20 protein-coding genes are annotated in these 22,241 nt (G+C 73.9%); 17 read left to right on the plus strand and 3 right to left on the minus strand.

All coding sequences use genetic code 11. The features are described 5' to 3' along the window. Window positions 1-48 precede the first annotated feature (48 nt). Window positions 49-744, plus strand: coding sequence for a demethylmenaquinone methyltransferase (locus ACFU5J_RS13200; protein ID WP_430574504.1), 696 nt, complete (start codon window positions 49-51; stop codon window positions 742-744). Window positions 745-841: 97 nt separating this feature from the next. On the opposite strand, the gene ACFU5J_RS13205 is transcribed toward ACFU5J_RS13200, so the two are convergent. Next, window positions 842-1,036 (minus strand): YtxH domain-containing protein, encoded by a 195-nt coding sequence (locus tag ACFU5J_RS13205; protein WP_430574505.1) that lies wholly within the window; start codon window positions 1,034-1,036, stop codon window positions 842-844. A 290-nt stretch (window positions 1,037-1,326) separates the two neighbouring features. Here ACFU5J_RS13205 and ACFU5J_RS13210 point away from each other — a divergent pair, with 290 nt between their 5' ends. The 16 genes from ACFU5J_RS13210 to ACFU5J_RS13285 all read left to right on the plus strand — a co-directional run bounded on the left by ACFU5J_RS13210 (window position 1,327) and on the right by ACFU5J_RS13285 (window position 20,518). Continuing rightward, window positions 1,327-2,640, plus strand: coding sequence for a geranylgeranyl reductase family protein (locus ACFU5J_RS13210; protein WP_430578999.1), 1,314 nt, complete (start codon window positions 1,327-1,329; stop codon window positions 2,638-2,640). Window positions 2,641-2,722: 82 nt separating this feature from the next. Further along, complete coding sequence (locus ACFU5J_RS13215) at window positions 2,723-3,085, plus strand: NADH-quinone oxidoreductase subunit A (RefSeq protein WP_430574507.1); 363 nt, start codon at window positions 2,723-2,725, stop codon at window positions 3,083-3,085. A 133-nt stretch (window positions 3,086-3,218) separates the two neighbouring features. After that, complete coding sequence (locus tag ACFU5J_RS13220) at window positions 3,219-3,770, plus strand: NuoB/complex I 20 kDa subunit family protein (protein ID WP_380245150.1); 552 nt, start codon at window positions 3,219-3,221, stop codon at window positions 3,768-3,770. After that, window positions 3,767-4,501 (plus strand): NADH-quinone oxidoreductase subunit C, encoded by a 735-nt coding sequence (locus ACFU5J_RS13225; RefSeq protein WP_430574508.1) that lies wholly within the window; start codon window positions 3,767-3,769, stop codon window positions 4,499-4,501. The genes ACFU5J_RS13220 and ACFU5J_RS13225 overlap by 4 nt, the downstream gene beginning before the upstream one ends. Then, on the plus strand, window positions 4,498-5,841 hold the full coding sequence (locus tag ACFU5J_RS13230; protein ID WP_430579000.1) for an NADH-quinone oxidoreductase subunit D: 1,344 nt from the start codon (window positions 4,498-4,500) through the stop codon (window positions 5,839-5,841). Before ACFU5J_RS13225 ends, ACFU5J_RS13230 begins: the two co-directional genes overlap by 4 nt. After that, complete coding sequence (gene nuoE, locus ACFU5J_RS13235; protein ID WP_430579001.1) at window positions 5,838-6,695, plus strand: NADH-quinone oxidoreductase subunit NuoE; 858 nt, start codon at window positions 5,838-5,840, stop codon at window positions 6,693-6,695. The genes ACFU5J_RS13230 and nuoE overlap by 4 nt, the downstream gene beginning before the upstream one ends. Further along, window positions 6,688-8,022 (plus strand): NADH-quinone oxidoreductase subunit NuoF, encoded by a 1,335-nt coding sequence (gene nuoF / locus ACFU5J_RS13240; RefSeq protein ID WP_430574511.1) that lies wholly within the window; start codon window positions 6,688-6,690, stop codon window positions 8,020-8,022. Before nuoE ends, nuoF begins: the two co-directional genes overlap by 8 nt. Then, window positions 8,022-10,688 carry an NADH-quinone oxidoreductase subunit G gene (locus tag ACFU5J_RS13245; RefSeq protein WP_430579002.1) on the plus strand — a complete coding sequence of 889 codons (2,667 nt, stop codon included), beginning with the start codon at window positions 8,022-8,024 and terminating at the stop codon, window positions 10,686-10,688. The genes nuoF and ACFU5J_RS13245 overlap by 1 nt, the downstream gene beginning before the upstream one ends. Further along, window positions 10,685-12,037, plus strand: a complete 1,353-nt coding sequence (nuoH, locus tag ACFU5J_RS13250) for an NADH-quinone oxidoreductase subunit NuoH (RefSeq protein ID WP_430579003.1) — start codon at window positions 10,685-10,687, stop codon at window positions 12,035-12,037. The genes ACFU5J_RS13245 and nuoH overlap by 4 nt, the downstream gene beginning before the upstream one ends. After that, complete coding sequence (nuoI, locus tag ACFU5J_RS13255; protein WP_430574514.1) at window positions 12,034-12,834, plus strand: NADH-quinone oxidoreductase subunit NuoI; 801 nt, start codon at window positions 12,034-12,036, stop codon at window positions 12,832-12,834. Before nuoH ends, nuoI begins: the two co-directional genes overlap by 4 nt. A 47-nt stretch (window positions 12,835-12,881) precedes the next feature. After that, window positions 12,882-13,730 (plus strand): NADH-quinone oxidoreductase subunit J, encoded by an 849-nt coding sequence (locus ACFU5J_RS13260; RefSeq protein ID WP_430575350.1) that lies wholly within the window; start codon window positions 12,882-12,884, stop codon window positions 13,728-13,730. Next, window positions 13,730-14,029, plus strand: coding sequence for an NADH-quinone oxidoreductase subunit NuoK (gene nuoK, locus ACFU5J_RS13265; RefSeq protein WP_380241969.1), 300 nt, complete (start codon window positions 13,730-13,732; stop codon window positions 14,027-14,029). The genes ACFU5J_RS13260 and nuoK overlap by 1 nt, the downstream gene beginning before the upstream one ends. Window positions 14,030-14,042: 13 nt before the next feature. Then, window positions 14,043-15,968 (plus strand): NADH-quinone oxidoreductase subunit L, encoded by a 1,926-nt coding sequence (gene nuoL / locus ACFU5J_RS13270; protein WP_430579004.1) that lies wholly within the window; start codon window positions 14,043-14,045, stop codon window positions 15,966-15,968. 25 nt (window positions 15,969-15,993) lie between these two features. After that, on the plus strand, window positions 15,994-17,622 hold the full coding sequence (locus ACFU5J_RS13275; protein ID WP_430579011.1) for an NADH-quinone oxidoreductase subunit M: 1,629 nt from the start codon (window positions 15,994-15,996) through the stop codon (window positions 17,620-17,622). Further along, window positions 17,619-19,367, plus strand: coding sequence for an NADH-quinone oxidoreductase subunit NuoN (nuoN, locus tag ACFU5J_RS13280; protein WP_430579005.1), 1,749 nt, complete (start codon window positions 17,619-17,621; stop codon window positions 19,365-19,367). The genes ACFU5J_RS13275 and nuoN overlap by 4 nt, the downstream gene beginning before the upstream one ends. Window positions 19,368-19,462: 95 nt before the next feature. Next, the gene (locus tag ACFU5J_RS13285; RefSeq protein ID WP_430574517.1) at window positions 19,463-20,518 is read left to right on the plus strand and encodes a polyprenyl synthetase family protein; all 1,056 of its coding nucleotides are present in this window, start codon (window positions 19,463-19,465) and stop codon (window positions 20,516-20,518) included. A gap of 64 nt (window positions 20,519-20,582) precedes the next feature. Here ACFU5J_RS13285 and ACFU5J_RS13290 read toward each other — a convergent pair whose 3' ends face one another. Together ACFU5J_RS13290 and ACFU5J_RS13295 are read right to left on the minus strand one after the other, a co-directional pair. Beyond that, window positions 20,583-21,155 carry a prepilin peptidase gene (locus tag ACFU5J_RS13290; protein WP_430579006.1) on the minus strand — a complete coding sequence of 191 codons (573 nt, stop codon included), beginning with the start codon at window positions 21,153-21,155 and terminating at the stop codon, window positions 20,583-20,585. A gap of 84 nt (window positions 21,156-21,239) precedes the next feature. After that, entirely contained in the window at window positions 21,240-22,073 is an 834-nt protein-coding gene (locus ACFU5J_RS13295) for a UbiA family prenyltransferase (RefSeq protein ID WP_430574519.1), read from the minus strand. Window positions 22,074-22,241 lie beyond the last annotated feature (168 nt).

Below are 22,241 nucleotides of genomic sequence, written 5' to 3' on the forward strand. Positions count from 1 at the left end.
TCAACGGGTCGCGCGGGTCGTGCGGGCCGCCGTGCGACGATGACGTCCATGTCGCGCGCCAGCCTGGAGAAGAAGCCCGCCGAGGTCGCGTCCATGTTCGACGGCATCGCGCGGCGCTACGACCTCGTCAACGACCTCGTCTCTCTCGGGCAGGACCGCCGCTGGCGCCGGGCCGTCGTCGAGGCCGTCGCCGCCGTCCCCGGCGAGAAGGTGCTCGACCTGGCGGCCGGCACCGGCACGTCCAGCGAGCCGTTCGCCGCCGACGGCGCGCTCGTCGTCCCCTCCGACTTCAGCCTCGGCATGCTCACGGTGGGCAAGGCGCGCCGCCCCGACCTCTCGTTCGTCGCGGGCGACGCCACCCGGCTGCCGTTCGCCGACGGCGCGTTCGACGCCGTGACGATCAGCTTCGGGCTGCGCAACGTGGTCGACACGGACGCCGCGCTGCACGAGATGCTGCGGGTCGTGCGGCCCGGCGGGCGGGTCGTCGTCTGCGAGTTCTCCACGCCCACCTGGGCGCCGTTCCGCGTCGTGTACCAGGAGTACCTGATGCGGGCGCTGCCCGTGGTGGCGGGCGCCGTGACCCGCGACCGGGGCTCGTACGACTACCTGGCGGAGTCGATCCGCGCCTGGCCCGACCAGGCCGCGCTCGGCCGCCGGCTCCTCGCCGCCGGGTGGGAGCGGGTGTCGTACCGCAACCTCGCCGGCGGCGTCGTCGCCCTGCACCGGGGGGTCCGCCCGGCCTGAGGCGGCGCCGGGGCCCGGCGTTGCTCTTCGGCAGGTGGCGGATCTCTTCGGTCCGCGGTCGTGCCGAACAGGTCCACCACCTGCCGAGCGGATGCCCTCAGCTGCCGGCGGTGCGCTCCTTGGCGAAGTCCGTGACCGTCGAGGTGACGTCCGAGACCTTGGCCTGCACGCGCGGGTCGTTCCACGTCTCCGTCGCCCAGTCCTTGGCCTTGTCGAGCTGCTGCCGGCCCTTCTCGGTGCCGAGCAGGTAACCGAGTGCTGCGCCGACGACGAATGCGGGTCCTGCCTTCATGGGTGGAGCCTCCTGGAGATCTCGCTGCGGTCGATGTCGCGGGTCGTGGGCACGACCGTAGGCACGTCGTGGCGGGCACGCACCCCGCGACATGCCGATGTCCGCACCCTTGCGGACCTGCGGCGACGCAGGCCCGGGGCCGTGCCGGGGGAGGGGCCGCGGCAAGGAAGGGTTACCTTCCTACACATCGCCCCGCGAACGTGACTAGAGTGCTCGACAAGAGTTGTGATGGGGTTCACAAATCGACTCCGGCACCGTCGCCGGGGCGCTCGAGGGAGCGAGGTGAGCACGTGCGCGCAGGTCGTTCGGACGACGCTGACGTGATCGTGGTGGGCGCCGGCCCGGCCGGGACGTCCACCGCTCACTGGTGCGCGTCCGCGGGCCTCGACGTCCTCGTGCTCGACAAGGCGTCCTTCCCCCGCGACAAGGTCTGCGGCGACGGGCTGACGCCCCGCGCGGTGGGGGAGCTGGCCCGCATGGGCCTCGGCACCCGCGCCGAGGACGGGTGGATCCGCAACGAGGGCCTGCGGGTGGTCGCCGGTGCGCGCTCGTGGGAGCTGCCCTGGCCCGACCTCGACTCCTACCCCGGCTACGGCATGGCCCGGGCCCGCATGTCGCTCGACCACCGCCTCGCCCAGCACGCGCAGGCCAGCGGCGCCAAGCTCCTCGAGCGCACCAAGGTGACCGGCCCGCTGCTCGACGACCGCGACGGCCGGGTCGTGGGCGTCCGCGCGCAGCCGCTCGACGGCCGGGGCCGCGCCGACGGCGACGAGGCCGTGTACCGCGCGCCCGTCGTCGTCGCGGCCGACGGCGTCTCGTCGCGCTTCGCGACCGGGCTCGGCATCACGCGCCGCGACGACCGCCCGCTGGGCACGGCGGTGCGCACCTACTTCCGCACGGAGGGCACGTCCCGCCACGAGGACGCGTGGATGGAGTCGCACCTCGAGCTCTGGGACGGGGCGCCCGGCGCGTCGAACCTGCTGCCCGGCTACGGCTGGATCTTCGCCCTCGGCGACGGCACGGCCAACGTCGGCCTCGGCTCCGTGAGCTCGACGCCCGCCCGCCAGTCCGCCACCGGGCACGACTACCGCGGCATGCTCCAGGCCTGGATGCGCAACGCCCCCGAGCACTGGGGGTTCACCCCGGAGAACCAGGTGGGTCCGGTGCGCGGCGCGGCGCTGCCGATGGGCTTCAACCGCAGCCCGCTGTACTCCGGCGGCGCGCTCCTGGTGGGCGACGCGGCCGGCATGGTGAGCCCGTTCAACGGCGAGGGCATCGCCTACGGCCTCCAGGCCGGGCGGGTCGCCGCCGACGCGATCGCGCAGGCGCGCACCCGCACCACCGACGACGCGCGGGAGCGGACGCTCGCGTCCTACGCGGACCGGATGCGGGCGGACCTCGGCGGCTACTACACGCTGGGCCGCTGGTTCGTGCGGCTCATCGAGCACCCGCAGATCATGCGGCTGTGCGTCCGGTACGGGCTGCCGCGGCCGGTGGTCATGCGGTTCGTGCTCAAGCTGCTGTCCGACTGCTACGAGCCGCGCGGCGGTGACTGGGTGGACCGGGTCATCGCGGGGCTCACCAGGGTGGTCCCGGCGGCATGAACGCACACGAGCACAAGGGAGTGGTCGAGATGCACGAAGTCGGTCGCGGCAGCGGCGAGGCGGCGCGGACGGGGGGCCTGCGATGACGAACCCGTACGTGCCGGTCCTCATGCTCATGGGCGTGGCCCTGGTGCTCGCCGTGGGCGGCGTGGCGGCGAGCGCCGTCATCGGCCCCAAGCGCTACAACCGCGCCAAGCTCGACGCGTACGAGTGCGGCATCGAGCCGACGCCGCACGCGGTGGGCGGCGGGCGCCTTCCGGTCAAGTACTACCTGGTCGCGATGACGTTCATCGTCTTCGACATCGAGGTGGTCTTCCTCTATCCGTGGGCGGTGGACTTCGCGGCGCTCGCCGGCTTCGGCGTGGTGGCGATGCTGTCCTTCCTCGCCCTCATCACCGTGCCCTTCGTCTACGAGTGGCGACGCGGCGGCCTGAGCTGGGTCTGACCCGGCGCACGGCAGCACCACCCGGCACGACCTGCACGACCTGCACGACCAGCACGACCCAGAACGACACGGCACTACGGACGGCGACGATGCCGGCACGATCCGGCACCGATGCTCACGAAGGGGAGGGGTCATGGGCCTGGAAGAGGCTCCGTCGGGCTTCCTGCTGACGACGATCGAGGACCTGGCTGGCTACCTGCGCAAGGCGTCCGTGTGGCCGGTGACGTTCGGGCTGGCGTGCTGCGCCATCGAGATGATGGCGGCCGGCGCGTCGCGGTTCGACCTGTCGCGGTTCGGCATGGAGGTCTTCCGGGCGTCGCCGCGGCAGGCCGACCTGATGATCGTCGCGGGCCGGGTGAGCCAGAAGATGGCGCCGGTCGTGCGGCAGGTCTACGACCAGATGAGCGAGCCCAAGTGGGTGCTGTCGATGGGCGTGTGCGCGTCCAGCGGCGGCATGTTCAACAACTACGCGATCGTGCAGGGCGTCGACCACATCGTGCCGGTCGACGTGTACCTGCCCGGCTGCCCGCCGCGCCCGGAGATGCTCATCAACGCGATCCTCGCGCTGCACCAGCACATCCAGGACTCGCCGCTGGGCGTCAACCGCCGCGAGGCGGCCGCGGCCGCGGAGGCGGCGGCCCTCGAGGCCACGCCGACGTTCGAGCTCAAGGGGCTGCTGCGATGACGGGGGAGGTCGTCGCCGGCGGCGAGCCGGCCGCGGACGGTCGCGGGCCCGAGGTCGTCGAGGTCCGTCAGGGCATGTTCGGCGTGCGGGGCTCGGGCGACACGTCGGGCTACGGCGGCCTGGTCCGCCCGGTGGTGCTGTCCGGCCCGGCGACGCGCCCGTACGGCGGCTGGTTCGACGAGGCCGTGGACGTGCTCGCGGAGGTGCTCGGGGAGGCCGGGGTCGCGTTCGACGACGCCGTGGAGCGGGTGTCCGTCGACCCGCAGACCGCACCGCCGAGCCCGGACGCGGAGCTGACGCTGCACGTGGCGCGCGAGCACCTCGTGGCCGTCTGCCGGGCCCTGCGCGACGACCAGGACCTGCGCTTCGAGCTCAGCCTCGGCGTCTCGGGCGTGCACTACCCGCAGGACGAGGGCCGCGAGCTGCACGCCGCCTACCACCTGACGTCCGTGACCCACGGGCGCCGCGTGCGCCTCGAGGTGTCGGTGCCGGACGCCGACCCGCACATCCCCTCGACCACCGGGGTGTACCCCACCAACGACTGGCACGAGCGCGAGACCTGGGACTTCTTCGGCATCGTCTTCGACGGCCACCCGGGCCTGGCGCGCATCGAGATGCCGGACGACTGGCCCGGGCACCCGCAGCGCAAGGACTACCCGCTCGGCGGCATCCCCGTGGAGTACAAGGGCGCCACGGTGCCGCCGCCGGACACGAGGAGGCAGTACTCATGACCTCGGGGACATTCAGCGCCACCAAGGCGCCGACGGACGAGTTCGACCCCGGCATCCCCGGGTTCGAGGCGTCCGGCGGCGACTGGGACGAGATCGCCCGCGAGGCCGTGGGCGAGGAGCGCATCGTCGTCAACATGGGCCCGCAGCACCCGTCCACCCACGGCGTGCTGCGCCTCATGCTGGAGATCGACGGCGAGACGGTCACCGAGGCGCGCTGCGGCATCGGCTACCTGCACACCGGCATCGAGAAGAACATGGAGTTCCGCACCTGGACGCAGGGCACCACGTTCTGCACCCGGATGGACTACCTGGCGCCCCTCTTCCAGGAGACGGCGTACTGCCTCGCCACGGAGAAGCTGCTGGGCGTCACGGACGACGTGCCCGAGCGGGCGTCGATCATCCGGGTGCTGATGATGGAGCTCAACCGCGTGGCCTCCCACCTCGTGTGCCTCGGCACGGGCGGCAACGAGATGGGCGCGACCACGGTCATGACCATCGGGTTCACGGCCCGCGAGGAGATCCTGCGGCTGTTCGAGGCCGTCACCGGCCTGCGCATGAACCACGCGTACGTGCGGCCCGGCGGCGTCGCGCAGGACGTGCCGGAGGGCTTCGAGGACCAGGTGCGCGGGGCCCTGCCGAAGATCCGCACGTACCTCGGGCAGCTGGGCGACCTCATGCTCGCCAACCCGATCTTCAAGGCGCGCCTCACGGACGTCGGGGTGCTCAACCTCGCCGGGTGCATGGCCCTCGGCATCACCGGCCCGGTGCTCCGCTCCGCGGGCCTGCCGTACGACGTGCGCAAGGCGTTCCCGTACTCGGGGTACGAGACCTACGACTTCGACGTGCCGACGTCCACCGACGCGGACTGCTACGCGCGGGTCGTGCTGCGGATCGAGGAGTGCTACCAGTCGCTGCGGATCGTGGAGCAGTGCCTCACGCGGCTCGAGGACACCGCCGGCGCGCCGGTCATGGTCGCGGACAAGAAGATCGCGTGGCCGGCGCAGCTCGCGGTCGGTGCGGACGGCCAGGGCAACTCGCTCGACCACATCCGCCAGATCATGGGCACCTCGATGGAGGCCCTGATCCACCACTTCAAGCTCGTCACCGAGGGCTTCCACGTCCCGGCCGGGCAGACGTGGCAGACCGTCGAGCACCCGCGCGGCGAGCTCGGCGTGCACGCCGTGTCGGACGGCGGCACCAAGCCGTACCGGGCGCACTTCCGCGACCCGTCGTTCAACAACCTCCAGGCGGTGTCGGTGATGTGCGAGGGCGGCCAGGTGGCCGACGTCGTCGTCGCCGTCGCGTCCCTGGACCCCGTGCTGGGAGGGGTCGACCGATGACGGCAGAACCCACGAGCGCGCGCTCGCAGGCCCGGTACGACGCCGACACGCTGGCGTCGCTCACCGCCGACGCCGCCGCGATCAAGGCGCGCTACCCGGACCCGCGCTCCGGCCTGCTGCCGATGCTGCACCTGGTGCAGTCGGTGGACGGGTACGTCAGCCGCGACGGGATCATGTTTTGCTCCGAGCAGCTGGAGCTGACGCCCGCCGAGGTGAGCGCCGTCGCCACCTTCTACACGCAGTACAAGCGGCACCCCAACGGCACCTACACCGTGGGCGTGTGCACCAACACGCTGTGCGCGGTCATGGGCGGCGACGCCATCTTCGACGAGCTCAGCGAGCGACTCGGCGTCGGGCATGACGAGACCACCGACGACGGCGCGATCACGCTCGAGCGCGTCGAGTGCAACGCGGCCTGCGACTACGCGCCGGTCGTGATGGTCAACTGGGAGTTCTTCGACAACCAGACGCCGGAGTCGGCCACGGACCTCACCGACCGGCTGCGGGCCGGGCAGGAGGTCGCGCCGACGCGCGGCGCGTCGTCCGTGTGCTCCTTCAAGCAGATGAGCCGCGTGCTGGCCGGGTTCACGGACGGCCGCGCCGACGAGGGCGTCGGGGCGGGAGAGCCGACGCTGGCGGGCCTGCGCCTCGCCCGCGCCGCGGCGGCCGTCGACGCGGTTCCGGAGGGTGCGGGGGAGTCCTCGTCGTCCCCGGACACCCCGTCCTCGGACAGCCCGTCCACGGTCGCGGACCCGGCGGAGGTGCCGCCCGAGACCGGTGGCGCGCAGTCGTCGGCCGAGCGGAAGCCCGCGACCGAGGAAGACGTCGAGCCGAAGGGTGGCAGCGATGACTGACCTGATGCCGGTGCTCACGGACACGTGGGACGCGGAGCGGTCGTGGAAGCTCGCCGCGTACGAGGCGGCCGGCGGGTACGCGGGGCTGCGCAAGGCGCTGACGATGGAGCCGGGCGACGTCGTGCAGACGGTCAAGGACTCCGGCCTGCGCGGACGCGGCGGCGCCGGGTTCCCGACCGGGATGAAGTGGGGCTTCCTGCCTCCTCCGGACGGCGGCCCGCGCTACCTCGTGGTCAACGCGGACGAGTCCGAGCCGGGCACCTGCAAGGACATCCCGCTGATGCTCGCCAGCCCGCAGCACCTGGTGGAGGGCATCGCGATCACGAGCTACGCGATCGGCTGCCACCACGCGTTCGTCTACGTGCGCGGCGAGGTGCTGCACGTGTACCGGCGCCTCATGGCGGCGGTGCAGGAGGCGTACGACGCAGGGTTCCTCGGCAAGGACGTGCTCGGCTCCGGCTTCGACCTGGAGGTCACCGTGCACGCCGGGGCCGGCGCGTACATCTGCGGCGAGGAGACGGCGCTGCTCGACTCCCTCGAGGGCAAGCGCGGTCAGCCGCGCCTCAAGCCGCCGTTCCCCGCCGTCGCGGGCCTCTACGCGCGGCCCACGGTGGTGAACAACGTCGAGTCGATCGCGTCGGTGCCGGGCATCGTCGCGCGCGGCGCGGACTGGTTCGCCGGCATGGGCACGGAGCGGTCGCAGGGGCACGGGCTGTTCTCGCTGTCCGGGCACGTGACCCGGCCGGGCCAGTACGAGGCGCCGCTCGGCATCACGCTGCGCGAGCTGCTCGACCAGGCCGGCGGCATCCGCGCCGGGCACCAGCTGAAGTTCTGGACGCCCGGCGGCTCGTCGACGCCCCTGTTCACGGCGGACCACCTCGACACCCCGCTCGACTACGAGTCGGTGGGCGCGGCGGGGTCGATGCTCGGCACCCGCGCCCTGCAGCTCTTCGACGAGACGACGTGCGTGGTGCGGGCGGTCAGCCGGTGGACGGACTTCTACGCGCACGAGTCGTGCGGCAAGTGCACCCCGTGCCGCGAGGGCACGTACTGGCTCAAGCAGGTGCTGCACCGCATCGAGGCGGGCCGGGGCGAGGAGCGCGACGTCGACCTGCTGCTCGACCTGTGCGACAACATCCTCGGGCGCGCGTTCTGCGCGCTCGGCGACGGCGCGACGTCCCCCGTGACGTCGAGCATCCAGCTCTTCCGCGACGAGTACCAGGCGCACATCGACGGCCACGGCTGCCCGTTCGACCCGAGCGCCAGCGCCCTCTTCGCGTACACCCCCAAGCAGACGCCGGCGCTCGCCGGGGCGGGAGGTCACTGATGACGGCGACCACGGACAAGCCGGGCACGGGCGGCGGCCAGGTCGACAAGCCCGTGGAGACGGTGACGCTCACCATCGACGAGGTCGAGGTCACCGTGCCGAAGGGCACGCTGATCATCCGGGCGGCCGAGCAGGTGGGCATCCAGATCCCGCGGTTCTGCGACCACCCCCTGCTGGAGCCGGCCGGCGCGTGCCGCCAGTGCCTGGTCGAGGTCGCGATGCCCGACCGCGAGGGCAACGTGCGGCCGATGCCGAAGCCGCAGGCCTCCTGCACGATGACGGTGACGCCCGGGATGGTCGTCAAGACGCAGCGGACGTCCGCCGTCGCCGACAAGGCGCAGCACGGGGTCATGGAGCTGCTGCTCATGAACCACCCGCTGGACTGCCCCGTGTGCGACAAGGGCGGCGAGTGCCCGCTGCAGAACCAGGCGATGAGCAACGGCCGCGCCGAGTCCCGGTTCGAGGACGTCAAGCGCACGTTCCCCAAGCCGATCGCCGTCTCCACCGAGATCCTGCTCGACCGCGAGCGGTGCGTGCTGTGCCAGCGCTGCACCCGGTTCAGCGACGAGATCGCGGGCGACGCGTTCATCGCCCTGCAGGAGCGCGGCGCGCACCAGCAGATCGGCCGCTTCGACGAGACGGTGCTCGACTTCGCGCCGCCGCGGGGCGAGCCCGCGGAGGCCACGTTCGGGTCGGCGGCCGTCACGGCCGGCGGCCAGCCGTTCGCGTCCTACTTCTCCGGCAACACCGTGCAGATCTGCCCGGTGGGCGCGCTGACCGGCGCCGCCTACCGGTTCCGCTCCCGGCCGTTCGACCTCGTCTCGACGCCGGGGATCTCCGAGCACGACTCCTGCGGCGCGGCGATCCGCGTCGACCACCGCCGGGGCGTCGTCCTGCGCCGCCTGTCGGGCGAGGACCCGGCGGTCAACGAGGAGTGGATCACCGACAAGGACCGCTTCGCCTTCACCTGGCAGGCCGCGCCGGACCGGCTCACCACCCCGCTGGTGCGGGACCGGAAGCTCGACGCCGACGGCACGGTCGTCTCGCGCGGGGAGCTGCGGCCGGCGTCGTGGGTCGAGGCGTTCGAGCTGGCGGCCGAGGGCCTGGCCGCCGCGCGGGCGGCCGGCGGCGTGGGCGTGCTGCCGGGCGGCCGCCTCACGGTCGAGGACGCCTTCGCCTGGTCGCGCTTCGCGCGCACCGTGCTCGGCACGGACGACGTCGACCAGCGGGCCCGCGTGGGCTCCGCGCAGGAGACGGCGTTCCTCGGGCACGCGGTGGCCGGCACCGGGACGGGGGTGACCTTCGGCGACGTCGAGGCCGCGCCCGCGGTGCTGCTGGCGGGCCTCGAGGCCGAGGAGGAGGCCGGCATCACCTTCCTGCGGCTGCGCAAGGCCGTGCGCGCCCACGGGACGAAGGTCTGGTCCGTGGCGCCCTTCGCGAGCCGCGGGCTCGCCCGCCTCGACGGCACGCTGCTGCCCGCGGCCCCGGGCACCGAGGCCGAGTGGCTGGGCATCCTCGCCACCCGCGCCGACGGCGGCCTCGTGCCCGCCGACTCCGACGCCGCGACGCTGGGCGCGGTCGCCGAGGGGCTCGCCGCCCCCGGCGCGCTGATCCTCGTCGGCGAGCGGCTCGCGTCGTCGCCCGGTGCCTACGGCGCCGCGCTGCGGCTCGCGGCGGCCACCGGCGCGCGGGTCGCGTGGATCCCGCGCCGCGCGGGGGAGCGCGGCGGCCTGGAGGCCGGGCTGCTGCCCGGCCTGCTGCCCGGCGGCCGCCCCCTGACGGACCCGGCCGCGCGCGCCGAGGTCGCCGCTGCGTGGGGGATCGACGCCGACGCCCTGCCGGCCGCGCCCGGCCGCGACGCCGCGGAGATCCTCGACGCGCTGTCCGTCGGGCAGCTCGGCGGCGCCCTCGTCGGCGGCGTCGAGCTGGCCGACCTGCCCGACCCGGCGCACGCGCGGACGGCCCTCGAGGCCGCGGGCTTCGTGGTCTCGCTCGAGGTGCGTCGGTCCGAGGTCACGGAGCTGGCCGACGTCGTGCTCCCCGTCGCCCCGCCCGCCGAGCGGGCCGGGTCGTACTGGAACTGGGAGGGGCGCGTGCGCGCGTTCGGCCAGGCGCTGGACTCCGCCGCGCTGCCCGACCACCGCGTGCTCGACGCGCTGGCCGCGCAGGCCGGCGTTGCGCTCGGCGCGGCGACGCCGTACGACGCCCACCGGGCGATCGCGGCGCTGCCCGCCTGGGGCGGTGCCCGGGTCGCGGCCCCCGCGGGGGAGCCCGTGGAGCCGCCCGAGGTGCCCGCCGGCTCGGCCGTCCTGGCGACCTGGCACCTGCTGCTCGACGACGGTGCCCTGCAGGACGGGGAGCAGTTCCTCGCCGGCACGGCCAAGCGGCCGGTCGCGCGGATGTCCGCCGCCACCGCCGCCGCCGTGGACGTCTACGACGGGGACCGGGTGACCGTCGCGACCGACCGAGGGTCGCTCACCGTCCCCGTCGCGATCACCGAGATGGTCGACCACGTGGTCTGGCTGCCGCTCGCGTCGCGCGGCAGCCGCGTGCACGACACGCTCGGCGCCGTGCCGGGCGACCTGGTGCGCATCGGGCCGCCCGCCGAGCCGGTCGGCGCGGGCGCCCCGGCAGGCTCGACCGACGAACAGGGAGGGGCCGCATGATCCCCGGGGTCGCCGCCGACTTCAGCAACGACTGGTTGTGGGTCTCGCTCATCAAGGCCGTGCTCATCGTCGTCTTCCTACTGACGAGCGTGCTCTTCGCGATCTGGTTCGAGCGGAAGGTCGTGGCGCGCATGCAGGTGCGCCCCGGCCCCAACTGGCACGGGCCCTTCGGCCTGCTGCAGTCGCTCGCCGACGCGATGAAGCTGCTGCTCAAGGAGGACGTCAACGTCACCCGCGCGGACCGGGTCGTGTACCTGCTGGCGCCGATGATCTCCGTGTTCTGCGCGCTGCTCGTCTTCGCGGTGATCCCGTTCGGCCCCGAGGTGACGATCCCGTTCACCGACTACTCGACGCCGGCGCAGCTCACCGACTTCCCGGTCGCGATCCTCTACGTGCTGGCCTGCGCGTCGATGGGCGTCTACGGCATCGTGCTCGGCGGCTGGTCGTCCGGCTCGACCTACCCCCTGCTCGGCTCCGTGCGCTCCACGGCCCAGGTCATCTCCTACGAGCTGGCGATGGGGCTCTCCCTGGTCAGCGTGTTCATCATGGCCGGCTCGATGTCGACGTCGCAGATCGTCGCGTCGCAGGCGGGCATCTGGTGGTTCCTGCCCCTGCTGCCCGCGTTCGTCGTCTACGTCATCTCGATGATCGGCGAGACGAACCGCCTGCCCTTCGACCTGCCCGAGGCCGAGGGCGAGCTCGTCTCCGGCTACATGACCGAGTACAGCTCGATGAAGTTCGCCTGGTTCTTCCTGGCGGAGTACATCAACATGCTCAACGTCTCGGCCGTCGCGACCACGCTGTTCCTCGGCGGGTGGCGGGCGCCGTGGCCGCTCTCGGCGATCAACGACGGGATGTTCAACACCGGCTGGTGGCCGGTGCTGTGGTTCCTCGCCAAGCTCTGGCTCGTCATGTTCGTGTTCGTGTGGGTCCGCGGCACCCTGCTGCGCCTGCGCTACGACCAGTTCATGTCGTTCGGCTGGAAGGTGCTCATCCCGGTCGCGCTGTGCTGGGTCGTGGTGCTCTCCGTCTTCCAGTACCTGGGCCTCGCCGGCATCACGCGCACCCAGCTCATCACCGGCGTGGCCGTCGCGGCCGTGGTCGTCGTCGCGCTGCTGTGGTTGTGGCCCGAGCGCAAGAAGCCGTCCGGCGCCGCCGCGTCCGGGCAGCCACCGGGCGGCGCGCGCCGGCCCGTCGGCGAGTTCGACGCCTTCGCCGACGGCTTCCCCGTGCCGCCGCTGCCGGGCCAGACCCTGCCGCCGTCGCCCCGCGCCCGCCGGCACGTCCCGCAGGCCGCCGACGTCCCGGCCGCCGCCTCCGCCGTCGACCGATCCGAGGAGACGCGATGACCGACAAGCCGTACGAGCCGCTGCGCCCGAGCAAGGGTCCGCTGGGCGACCTGTTCGCCCCGGTGGCCGGGTTCGGCGTGACGTTCTCCTCCATGTTCCGGCCCACCGTGACGGAGCAGTACCCGCGCAAGAAGACGCCGCCGCAGCGCCGCTACCACGGCCGCCACCAGCTCAACCGGTACGCCGACGGGCTGGAGAAGTGCATCGGCTGCGAGCTGTGCGCGTGGGCCTGCCCCGCGGACGCGATCTACGTGGAGGGCGCGGACAACGCCGACCTGCCCGACGGCGAGCACATGTCGCCCGGCGAGCGGTACGGCCGCGTCTACCAGATCAACTACCTGCGCTGCATCTTCTGCGGGCTGTGCATCGAGGCGTGCCCCACCCGCGCGCTGACGATGACCAACGACTACGAGCTGGCCGGGCCCGACCGCGCGGGGATGATCTACGAGAAGCAGGACCTGCTCGCCCCGCTCGCCGAGGGCATGCTCGCCGCGCCGCACCCGATGGTCGAGGGCACCACGGACACCGAGTACTACCGGGGCGAGGTCACCGCGCCCACGGCCGAGCAGGTGGCCTGGGTGCGCGAGCACCGGCCCGACGACGCCACGCTGGACGCCGCCGAGCGGGTGGTGCACGGCGATGCCCCGCCCCCGACGCCCCGCCGGCACCGGCTGCGCGGCAGCGCCACCAAGGCGGCCGTCGCGACCCGGCAGGCCGCGGAGGGCGGGCACGTCTCGGACGGCACGGCCGGCGGCGCGTCCGGCGGCGTCGCGCCCACCGCCGGAGCCCGGTCGTGACCGCCTCGGGCGCGGAGGCCGCGCTCTTCTGGGTGCTCGCGCCGCTCATGGTGCTCGCCGCGCTCGGGCTGCTCTTCGCCCGCAGGGCGGTGCACGCCGCGGTCTGCGTGATGTTCGTGATGGTCGGCCTGGCCATCTTCTACGTCGCGCAGGAGGCGCCGTTCCTCGGCGTCGTGCAGGTGGTCGTGTACACGGGCGCCGTCATGATGCTCTTCCTGTTCGTGCTGATGCTGGTGGGCGTCGACGCCGCCGACTCGCTGACCGAGACGATCCGCGGCCAGCGCTGGGTGGGCGTCCTGTTCGGCCTCGGGCTGGCGGTCGTGCTGCTCGGCGTCATCGCGCAGGCGACGTTCCCGCCCGCGGTCGGGCTCGCCGAGGCCAACGCGGTCACCAACCCCGTGGCGCTCGCCCGGGTGCTGCTCGGCGACTACGTGCTCGCCATGGAGGTGGTCGGCGTCCTGCTGGTCACCGCGGCGCTCGCGGGCCTCGTGCTCACCCACCGCCGCCGGCTCAGCGTGCGGCCCACCCAGCGGGTGCTCGCCGCCGCGCGGGTCGCCGGCATCGAGCAGGGCCGCACGCTCACGCCGCTCCCGGCGCCGGGCGTGTACGCGCAGAACAACGCGATGGACACGCCCGCCCTCGGCCCGGACGGCGCCCCGCTGCCGCACTCGGTGCCCCGGGTGCTGCGCATCCGCGGCCAGGAACGGTCGGCCACGGCGGTGCTCGCCGAGGAGGAGACCCTCGTGCCGCGCGACGACCTCCGCCTCATCGGCGTCGGGCCCACTCCGGGCACGGCGGTCGAGCAGGCCGGCGACCCGGTCGCGACGGGTACGGCCGGTCCGACGCCGTCCGACGACACGGACGGTGCGGACGACGAGGACGGGGAGGTGCGCTGATGGAGATCACCAACTACCTGGGACTGGCCGCGATCCTGTTCGCGATCGGCGCGACGACGGTGCTGCTGCGGCGCAACGCCATCGTGGTGTTCATGGGCGTGGAGCTGATGCTCAACGCCACCAACCTCGCGTTCGTGACGTTCGCGCGCATCCACGGTGACGTGACGGGCCAGGTGCTCGCCTTCTTCGTGATGGTGGTCGCCGCCGCCGAGGTCGTGGTGGGGCTCGCGATCATCATCACGATCTTCCGCTCCCGCCGGTCGGCCTCGGTCGACGACGTCAACCTGCTGCAGAGCTGAGAGGCCTCCGACGATGCAGACTCTCTCCCTCGCCCCCTGGCTGGTCGCGACCCCGATGGCCGGCGCCCTCGTGCTGCTCCTCGCGGGGCGCCGCAGCGACCGGTGGGGCCACTGGCTGGGCGTGCTGGCCAGCGCCGCGACGTTCGTCGTGGGGCTGGTGATGCTGCTCGACATGCTGGGCACGCCCGCCGACCAGCGCGTGGGCACCCAGACCGTGGGCACCTGGATCGAGACCGGGCCGCTGCACGTGGACCTCGGGTTCCAGGTGGACCCGCTGTCGATGACGTTCGTGATGCTCGTGACGTTCGTCGGCACGCTCATCCACGTCTACTCGGTGGCCTACATGGACCACGACGTCGACCGGCGCAGGTTCTTCGGGTACCTCAACCTCTTCGTCGCGGCGATGCTGCTGCTGGTGCTCGCCGACTCCTACCTGCTGCTGTTCGTGGGGTGGGAGGGCGTGGGCCTGGCGTCGTTCCTGCTCATCGGGTTCTGGGACGGCAAGCGCGAGAACGCGGTCGCCGGCAAGAAGGCGTTCGTCATGAACCGCGTGGGCGACATGGGGCTCATCGTCGCGATGATGCTCATGCTCGCGACGTTCGGCGCCGTGGACTTCGCGACCGTGCTCCCCGCCGCGGGCGAGGGCGCGGCGGCGGCCGGCCAGGGCACGATGACGGCCATCGGCCTCATGCTGCTGCTGGCCGCGTGCGGCAAGTCCGCGCAGCTGCCGCTGCAGGCCTGGCTCGGGGACGCGATGGCCGGCCCGACGCCCGTGTCGGCGTTGATCCACGCGGCCACGATGGTGACCGCCGGGGTGTACCTGCTGGTGCGATCCGGGCCGATCCTGGAGGTGGCGCCCGACGCCCAGCTCGTCATCGCCGTCGTCGGCGCGCTCACGCTGCTGTTCGGCGCGATCGTCGGCTGCGCCAAGGACGACATCAAGAAGGCCCTCGCGGCGTCGACGATGTCGCAGATCGGCTACATGATGCTCGCCGCGGGCCTGGGCCCGGTCGGCTACGCGTTCGCGATCTTCCACCTGCTGACCCACGGCTTCTTCAAGGCGGGGCTGTTCCTCGGCGCCGGGTCCGTGATGCACGCGATGGACGACGACGTGAACATGCGCCGCTTCGGCGGCCTGGCCCGGCTGCTGCCGGTCACGGCGATCACGATGGGGCTGGGGTGGCTCGCCATCCTGGGCGTGCCGCCGTTCTCCGGCTTCTGGTCGAAGGACAAGATCATCGAGGCGGCGTTCGTCGGCGAGGGCTGGCAGCCGTGGGTCTTCGGCATGGCGGCGCTGCTCGGCGCGGGGATCACCGCGTACTACATGTCGCGCCTGTTCTTCATGACGTTCCTGGGCCGCCGGCGCTGGAGCGACGGCGGGCCGGGCGACGACGGCGCCCCGGTGCGGCACCCGCACGAGTCCCCGCGCCTGATGACGTGGCCGATGATCGTGCTGGCCGCGGGGTCCGTGGCCCTCGGCGGCATCCTGGCGCTGGGCGACCGGTTCGTCACCTGGCTGGAGCCCGTCACCGGGCAGGCGGAGCACCACGAGCCGGTGCTCCCGGTGTGGCTGCTCATGACGCTCACCCTGCTGCTCGTGGTCGTGGGCGCGCTGCTCGCCTTCCGGCAGTACGCGGTGGCGGCCGTCCCGGTCGAGCCGCCCCCGGCGCCCGTCCTCGTGCGGGCCGCGCGCGTCGACCTGCACCAGGACGACGTCAACGAGTCGCTGGTCATGCGGCCGGGGCAGTACCTGACGCGCTCCCTGGTGTACCTGGACCGCGCGGCGGTGGACGGCGGCTGGCTCGGGCTGGCCGGCGGGATCGGGCGGTTCGGCGCACGGCTGCGCCGGCTCCAGAACGGCTACGTGCGCTCGTACGCGGCGACGATGCTCGGCGGCCTCGGGGTCGTGGGGATCGTCGTGTGGGCGCTGGCGAGCTGAACGGACGAGGACGGAAAGGATGACGATGTCCACAGGGTTCCCCTGGCTCACGGTCCTCATCGTGTGGCCCCTGGTCGCGGCGGCAGCCACGGCCCTCACCGGCGTGGGGCGCGGACGCCCCGCCGCGGGCGCGGTCACCGGGGCGGGGAGGTTCGGGGCGGGCACGGCCCGCACGGTCGCGCTGGTCGGCGCGCTCGTCGAGGTGGCGCTGCTGGTCGGGGCGTTCGCCGCCTTCGACACCGGCGACGCCGGCACCCACCAGCTCACCGAGACGCACTCCTGGATCCCGGCGCTCGGGGCCAGCTACGCGGTCGGGGTCGACGGCGTGGGCCTGCTGCTCGTCGCGCTGTCGGTGGGCCTCGTGCCGCTGGTGATCCTCGCCGCGTGGAAGGAGCAGGGCGGCGACCACGCGAAGCTGCGCCGCTACCTCGCCACCGTGCTGGTCCTCGAGGCGTTCATGGTGACGGTCTTCGCGGCGCGCGACGTGTTCCTCTTCTACGTGGTCTTCGAGGCCATGCTGATCCCGGCGTACTTCCTCATCGGCGGGTTCGGGCAGGGGCCGCAGCGGAGGTACGCCGCCGTCAAGTTCCTGCTGTTCTCCCTGGCGGGCGGCCTCGTCATGCTGGTCGGCGTCATCGCGCTCTACCTGCAGGTGCCGGCGGGGGACCGCGGACCCGCGACGTTCCTCACCGACAACCTCACCGGGCTGGCGCTCGACCCGACGGCCGAGAAGCTCATGTTCTGCGCCTTCTTCCTCGCGTTCGCGATCAAGGCGCCCATGTTCCCGGTGCACAGCTGGCTGCCCGACGTCACGCAGAACGCGACGCCCGGCACGTCGACGCTGCTGATCTGCGTGCTCGACAAGGTGGGCACCTTCGGGATGCTGACCCTGTGCCTGCCGCTGTTCCCCGAGGCCAGCCGGTGGGCGGCACCGTTCGTCGTCGTGCTCGCGGTGATCTCGATCCTGTACGGCGCGATCCTCGCCATCGGGCAGAGCGACGTGCTGCGCCTCATCGGCTACACCTCGGTGTCCCACTTCGGCTTCATCATCCTGGGCATCTTCACGTTCACGTCGCTCGGCACCGCGGGCTCGGGCCTCATGATGCTCAACCACGGCATCTCGACCGGCGCGCTGTTCCTGATCGCCGGGTTCGCGATCGCCCGGCACCCGCGCCAGAGCCAGCTCATCGGCGACTACGGCGGCCTGCGGAAGGTGGCGCCGATCCTGGGCGGCACCTTCCTCGTGGCCGGCCTGTCCGCCGCGTCGCTGCCCGGCCTCGCGACGTTCGTCTCCGAGATCATGGTGTTCCTCGGGTCGTACTCGCGCTGGCCCGCCGCGGTCCTCGTGGCCGTGCCCGCCGTCGTCCTCGCCGCCGTGTACGTGCTGCTCACCTACCAGCGCATGTTCACCGGCGCGACGACGCCCGAGCTCGAGAGCGCGCGCGACCTCGACGGCCGCGAGAAGACGGTGGCCGGGGTGCTCGTCGGCGCGCTGCTGGTGCTCGGGCTCGTGCCCGGCCCGGTGCTCGACTACGTCCGCGCGCCGGGCGAGGTCTCCGTCCAGCAGGTCGGGGAGACCGACCCGCCGCCCGTGATCCAGTCGTCGGCCGCGGACGCCGCCTCGTCCGCCGCCACCGAGGGGAGCCAGCTGTGAACGACTTCGTCGCACCGCCCATCGACTGGGCGGCCGTCTCCCCGGTGCTGATCGTGCTGGCCGCCGGCGTCATCGGGGTCCTGCTGGAGGCGTTCGTCCCCGCCCGCGCGCGGCGCGCCACGCAGCTCACGCTCACCCTCCTGGCCCTGGTCGGGTCGCTGGTGGCGGTGGGCCTGCTGTGGGGCCGGGTGCAGGACGGCGCGGTGTCGGTGGTCGGCGGGTCGTACCTGCTGACGCCGTTCGGCCTCGGCGTGCAGGCCGTCGTCGCGATCTGCGCCGTGCTGGGCGTGCTGGTCGTCGCGGAGCGCACCACCGCCGGCCAGGACGCGTTCGCCCCCTCGGCCGCGGCCGTGCCGGGCACCGCCTACGAGGACGAGACCCGGAGGGCGGGCCTGCAGCAGACCGAGATCTTCCCGCTGATCCTGTTCGCGACCGGCGGCATGCTGCTGTTCCCCGCCACGGACGACCTCATCGTGATGTTCGTGGCGCTCGAGGTGCTCTCGCTGCCGCTGTACGTGCTGTGTGCGACGGCGCGCCGCCGGCGCCTGCTCAGCCAGGAGGCGGCGTTCAAGTACTTCGTGCTCGGCGCCTTCGCCTCCGCGCTGTTCGTCTTCGGGGTCGCGCTCGTCTACGGCTTCGCCGGCACGGTGCGCCTGCAGGAGATCGTCGCGGTGCTCGCCGACCCGGCGACGTCGCCGCTCGGCACGATGCCGGCGCTCGTCGTGGTGGGGCTGCTGCTCGTGCTCAGCGGCCTGCTCTTCAAGATCGGCGCGGCGCCCTTCCACGCCTGGACGCCCGACGTGTACCAGGGCGCCCCCACGCCCGTCACCGGCTTCATGGCGGCGTGCACCAAGGCCGCGGCGATCGGCGCGCTGGTGCGGGTGCTGTTCACGCTCGCCAACGGCCTGACGCCCGAGTTCCGGCACGACCTCGAGGTCGCCCTGTGGGCGGTCGCGATCCTCACGATGCTGGTCGGCACCGTCGCCGGTGCCGTGCAGACGGACGTCAAGCGCATGCTCGCGTACTCGTCGATCGCGCACGCGGGGTTCCTCGTGGTCGGCCTGGTCGGGATGGACGAGGTCGGCTCCCGCGCCGTCCTCTTCTACCTGCTCGCGTACGGCCTGGCCACGATCGGCGCGTTCGCCGTCGTCACCCTGGTGCGCGAGCGCACGGTGACGGGCGACGAGTCGCCCGGCGACGGGCCCGTGCCGGACGACGGGGTCGTGCTCGGCGAGGCCACGCGCCTGGCGCAGTGGGCCGGGCTCGGCCACCGGGCGCCGTGGCTGACTGCCGCGTTCTCCCTGTTCCTGCTGTCGATGGCGGGGATCCCGCTCACGGCCGGGTTCGTCGCCAAGTTCGGCGTGTTCTCCGCCGCGGTGGAGGCGGGGGCGTGGCCGCTCGCCCTGCTCGGCGTCCTGGCCTCGGCCGTCGCCGTGTTCTTCTACGTGCGCGTCATCGTGCTCATGGTGCTGACCCCTCCGCCCGGGCGCGACGCCGTCGCGGCGACGGGCTCGACGGCGGCCGGGGAGGGCGGGCCGGAGGCGGGGTCCTCCGGCGGCGGCACGGCGACGCTCACCGGCGCGGCGACCCGCACGCTGGTGTCGCGGACGGTGGTGACGGTCGTCGGCTCGCGGGGGCCCGCGGCGTTCGCGATCGCGGTCTGCGCGGTGGGCGTGCTGCTGCTCGGCATCCTGCCGGCGGGGGCGCTGGACCTCGTCGGCCAGGCGGCGCAGTTCCGGCCCTGAGCGGCGGCCGCGGCGGGGTGATCGTGAGCGACCCGACGCGTCCGGCGGGCGGTTTCGGTGCGGTGTTCCGGGCCGGGGACGGATAGGTTCGGACCGTGACTCGCGCACCTTCCGCGCCGGCCTCCGGGTCGGGGCACACGCCGCCCTCGCCGCCGCCGGCGATCCCGCTGTCCGACCCTGCGCTCGCCGCACGGCTCGCCGAGCGGATGACGCTGGTCGACGCGGCGCTCGACGAAGCCGTGGCCTCGGCCGACACGCTCGCCGACGACGCGTCGCGCCACCTCGTCGCGGCGGGCGGCAAGCGGTTCCGTCCGCTGCTGACGCTGCTCGCGGGGGAGCTGGGCGACGGCTCGCGCCCGGAGCTCGTGGACGCGGCCGTGGTCGTGGAGCTCACCCAGGTCGCCTCGCTGTACCACGACGACGTCATGGACTCCGCGCCCGTGCGCCGCGGCGCGCCCGCCGCGCACACCGTGTGGGGCAACTCGGTGGCGATCCTCGTGGGCGACCTCCTCTTCGCGCGCGCGTCGGCGCTCGTCGCGGGCCTCGGCCCCGAGGCGGTGGTGCTGCAGTCGCGGACGTTCGAGCGCATGTGCCTCGGCCAGCTCCACGAGACCATCGGCCCGCGCGACGGCGAGGACCCGGTGCAGCACTACCTGCAGGTGCTCAGCGACAAGACGGCGTCGCTCCTCGCGACGTCGGCCAAGCTGGGCGCGATGTTCGGTGGCTGCGCGCCGCAGACGGTGGACGCGGTCGGTGCCTACGGCGAGAAGGTGGGCGTGGCGTTCCAGCTCGCCGACGACGTGCTCGACATCGCCTCGTCCGGTGACGAGTCCGGCAAGACGCCCGGCACCGACCTGCGCGAGCACGTGCCCACGATGCCGGTGCTGCTGCTGCGCCAGCGGGTCGCGAGGGGCGAGGGCACGGACGAGGACGCGGCGCTCGTCGCACGGCTCGACGGCGACCTGTCGGGCGACGACGCCCTCGCCGCGGTCGTCGCGGACCTGCGCGCCCACGAGGTGCTCGCCGAGACCCGCGAGGCCGCGGCCCGCTGGGCGCGCGAGGCCGCCGCCGAGCTCGGTCCGCTGCCCGCGGGCCCGGTCCGCGAGGCGCTGGCGGACCTCGCCACGGCCCTGGCGGACCGCACCGTCTGAGCACCCGCGGGACCCCCGTGGCGTCCCGGCGGCGGGTTCGGGCGCCGACCGTCGGAGGCAGCGGTCACGCGAGGCGGGCGGCCGTGAGCGCGACCGCCGCGCCCGCCAGCATGAAGGGGCCGAACGCGATCGCCGTCGTCCGCGACGCCCGGCGGGTGGCGAGCAGCACGAGGGCGGCGAGCCCGCCGAGCAGGAACGGCAGCAGGGCGGCCGCGGCCCAGGTGGCCCAGCCGGCCCAGCCGGTCGCTACGCCGAGCAGCACCGCGAGCTTGACGTCCCCGAGTCCCATCCCGGCCCGGTGGACCAGGTGCAGCAGCAGGTACACCGCGCCGAGCGCGAGCCCGCCCGCGAGGGCGCGGACCAGGGCCGGCCCGTCGCCCGTGGCGAGGGCGGCGACCCCGAGCAGCACGACGACGAGCGCCGTCCCGGGGCGGGTGAGGGCGTCCGGCAGCCGGTGGGTGCGCAGGTCGACCACCGCCAGGGCGACGCCGACGCAGGCCAGGACGACGAAGGCCGGCGTGGCCCAGCCCGGTCCGCTCGCCCACACGGCCCAGACCGCGGCGGGGAGCGCGCCCACGCCGACGACCCGGCGGACGGGGGCGAGCTCGCGCCGGGCGCGGTCGAGGGGCGAGGGCATCCGAGCATGCTAGGGGCGTCGCCCCGGGCGACGGAGCGCCGGTCCACAGGTACGCGCCAGGTCCGCAGGTCAGGGTCCGGAGGACTAGAGGGACACGGCGAGCACGAGCTGCCCGAGGCACACCACCGCGACCGCCATGCTCAGGAGGAACGGCGCGCGGCTGCGCGGCCGGACGACGCCCACGACCCCGGCGCCGACCGCGAGGGCCACGGCCGCGCCGGTGAGGGCGACCGCCGTCGGGCCGGGAGCCCCCTCCGGCCCGACGAGCGCGACCACGCTGCCCGCGGCCAGCACCACCGGGGCCAGGACGCTGGAGGCGCGTCGTCCGAGGCGGTGGGGGAGGCCGCGCACGCCGGTCGCGTGGTCGTCCTCCAGGTCGGGCAGCACGTTGGCCACGTGGGCTCCCACCCCGAGCAGGGCCCCCGCGCCGACCAGCCAGGCGGGCACGGCGGGCCGCCCGGCCGCGAGCACGACGAAGGCGGGCAGCAGGCCGAACGAGACGGCGTAGGGCAGCCACGAGGCCACCGTCGACTTGAGGCCGGCGTTGTACGCCCACGCGCTCGCGACGGCGGCCAGGTGCAGCAGCCCGGGCCGCAGCCCGGTCGCCAGGGAGAGCAGCGCGCAGGCGGCCAGCGCGCCGAGGGCCGCGGCGCGCAGCGTCGCGGGGGAGACGGCGCCGGTCACCGTGGGCTTGTCGCGGCGTCCGACGCGGGCGTCCCGCGCGGAGTCCAGCCAGTCGTTGCTCCACCCGACGGAGAGCTGGCCCGCCCCGACCGCCGCGGTGACCAGCAGGGCGCGCGGGAGGGTCGCCCCGGCGCCGAGCGCCAGCCCGAGGCCGAGCAGCGTCACCACGGCCGCGGGGGGCGCGTGCGCGGCGACGAGGAGCCCGCGCCACCGCGCCGTCACGCCGACCGTCATGACCGGAACCTAGCGCGGTCCGGCGCCGTCGGCAGGTGGCGGGCCCGCGCCCGCGCGGGCGACCCCGAGCGGTGCCACGATGCCCCCATGTCGCGAGTCCTGGCCGTCGCACCCGTCCTGCCCGGCCCGGCGCACCCGCAGGAGCGGATCGACGACGTCGAGCTGCCG

It is taken from the genome of Isoptericola sp. NPDC057559 (assembly GCF_042801555.1).
Lineage (GTDB): Bacteria > Actinomycetota > Actinomycetes > Actinomycetales > Cellulomonadaceae > Isoptericola.

Bases quoted from the DNA above. Each gene is read 5' to 3' on its own strand.
- ACFU5J_RS13295 (WP_430574519.1), bottom strand. From the start codon at position 22,073: ATGACGGTCGGCGTGACGGCGCGGTGGCGCGGGCTCCTCGTCGCCGCG.
- ACFU5J_RS13205 (WP_430574505.1), bottom strand. From the start codon at position 1,036: ATGAAGGCAGGACCCGCATTCGTCGTCGGCGCAGCACTCGGTTACCTG.
- ACFU5J_RS13260 (WP_430575350.1), top strand. From the start codon at position 12,882: ATGGTGCTCGCCGCGCTCGGGCTGCTCTTCGCCCGCAGGGCGGTGCAC.
- nuoE (WP_430579001.1), top strand. From the start codon at position 5,838: ATGACGGCAGAACCCACGAGCGCGCGCTCGCAGGCCCGGTACGACGCC.
- nuoH (WP_430579003.1), top strand. From the start codon at position 10,685: ATGATCCCCGGGGTCGCCGCCGACTTCAGCAACGACTGGTTGTGGGTC.
- ACFU5J_RS13225 (WP_430574508.1), top strand. From the start codon at position 3,767: ATGACGGGGGAGGTCGTCGCCGGCGGCGAGCCGGCCGCGGACGGTCGC.
- ACFU5J_RS13220 (WP_380245150.1), top strand. From the start codon at position 3,219: ATGGGCCTGGAAGAGGCTCCGTCGGGCTTCCTGCTGACGACGATCGAG.
- ACFU5J_RS13200 (WP_430574504.1), top strand. From the start codon at position 49: ATGTCGCGCGCCAGCCTGGAGAAGAAGCCCGCCGAGGTCGCGTCCATG.
- ACFU5J_RS13215 (WP_430574507.1), top strand. From the start codon at position 2,723: ATGACGAACCCGTACGTGCCGGTCCTCATGCTCATGGGCGTGGCCCTG.
- ACFU5J_RS13230 (WP_430579000.1), top strand. From the start codon at position 4,498: ATGACCTCGGGGACATTCAGCGCCACCAAGGCGCCGACGGACGAGTTC.
- ACFU5J_RS13275 (WP_430579011.1), top strand. From the start codon at position 15,994: ATGTCCACAGGGTTCCCCTGGCTCACGGTCCTCATCGTGTGGCCCCTG.
- ACFU5J_RS13245 (WP_430579002.1), top strand. From the start codon at position 8,022: ATGACGGCGACCACGGACAAGCCGGGCACGGGCGGCGGCCAGGTCGAC.
- nuoL (WP_430579004.1), top strand. From the start codon at position 14,043: ATGCAGACTCTCTCCCTCGCCCCCTGGCTGGTCGCGACCCCGATGGCC.
- nuoK (WP_380241969.1), top strand. From the start codon at position 13,730: ATGGAGATCACCAACTACCTGGGACTGGCCGCGATCCTGTTCGCGATC.
- ACFU5J_RS13290 (WP_430579006.1), bottom strand. From the start codon at position 21,155: ATGCCCTCGCCCCTCGACCGCGCCCGGCGCGAGCTCGCCCCCGTCCGC.
- nuoI (WP_430574514.1), top strand. From the start codon at position 12,034: ATGACCGACAAGCCGTACGAGCCGCTGCGCCCGAGCAAGGGTCCGCTG.
- nuoF (WP_430574511.1), top strand. From the start codon at position 6,688: ATGACTGACCTGATGCCGGTGCTCACGGACACGTGGGACGCGGAGCGG.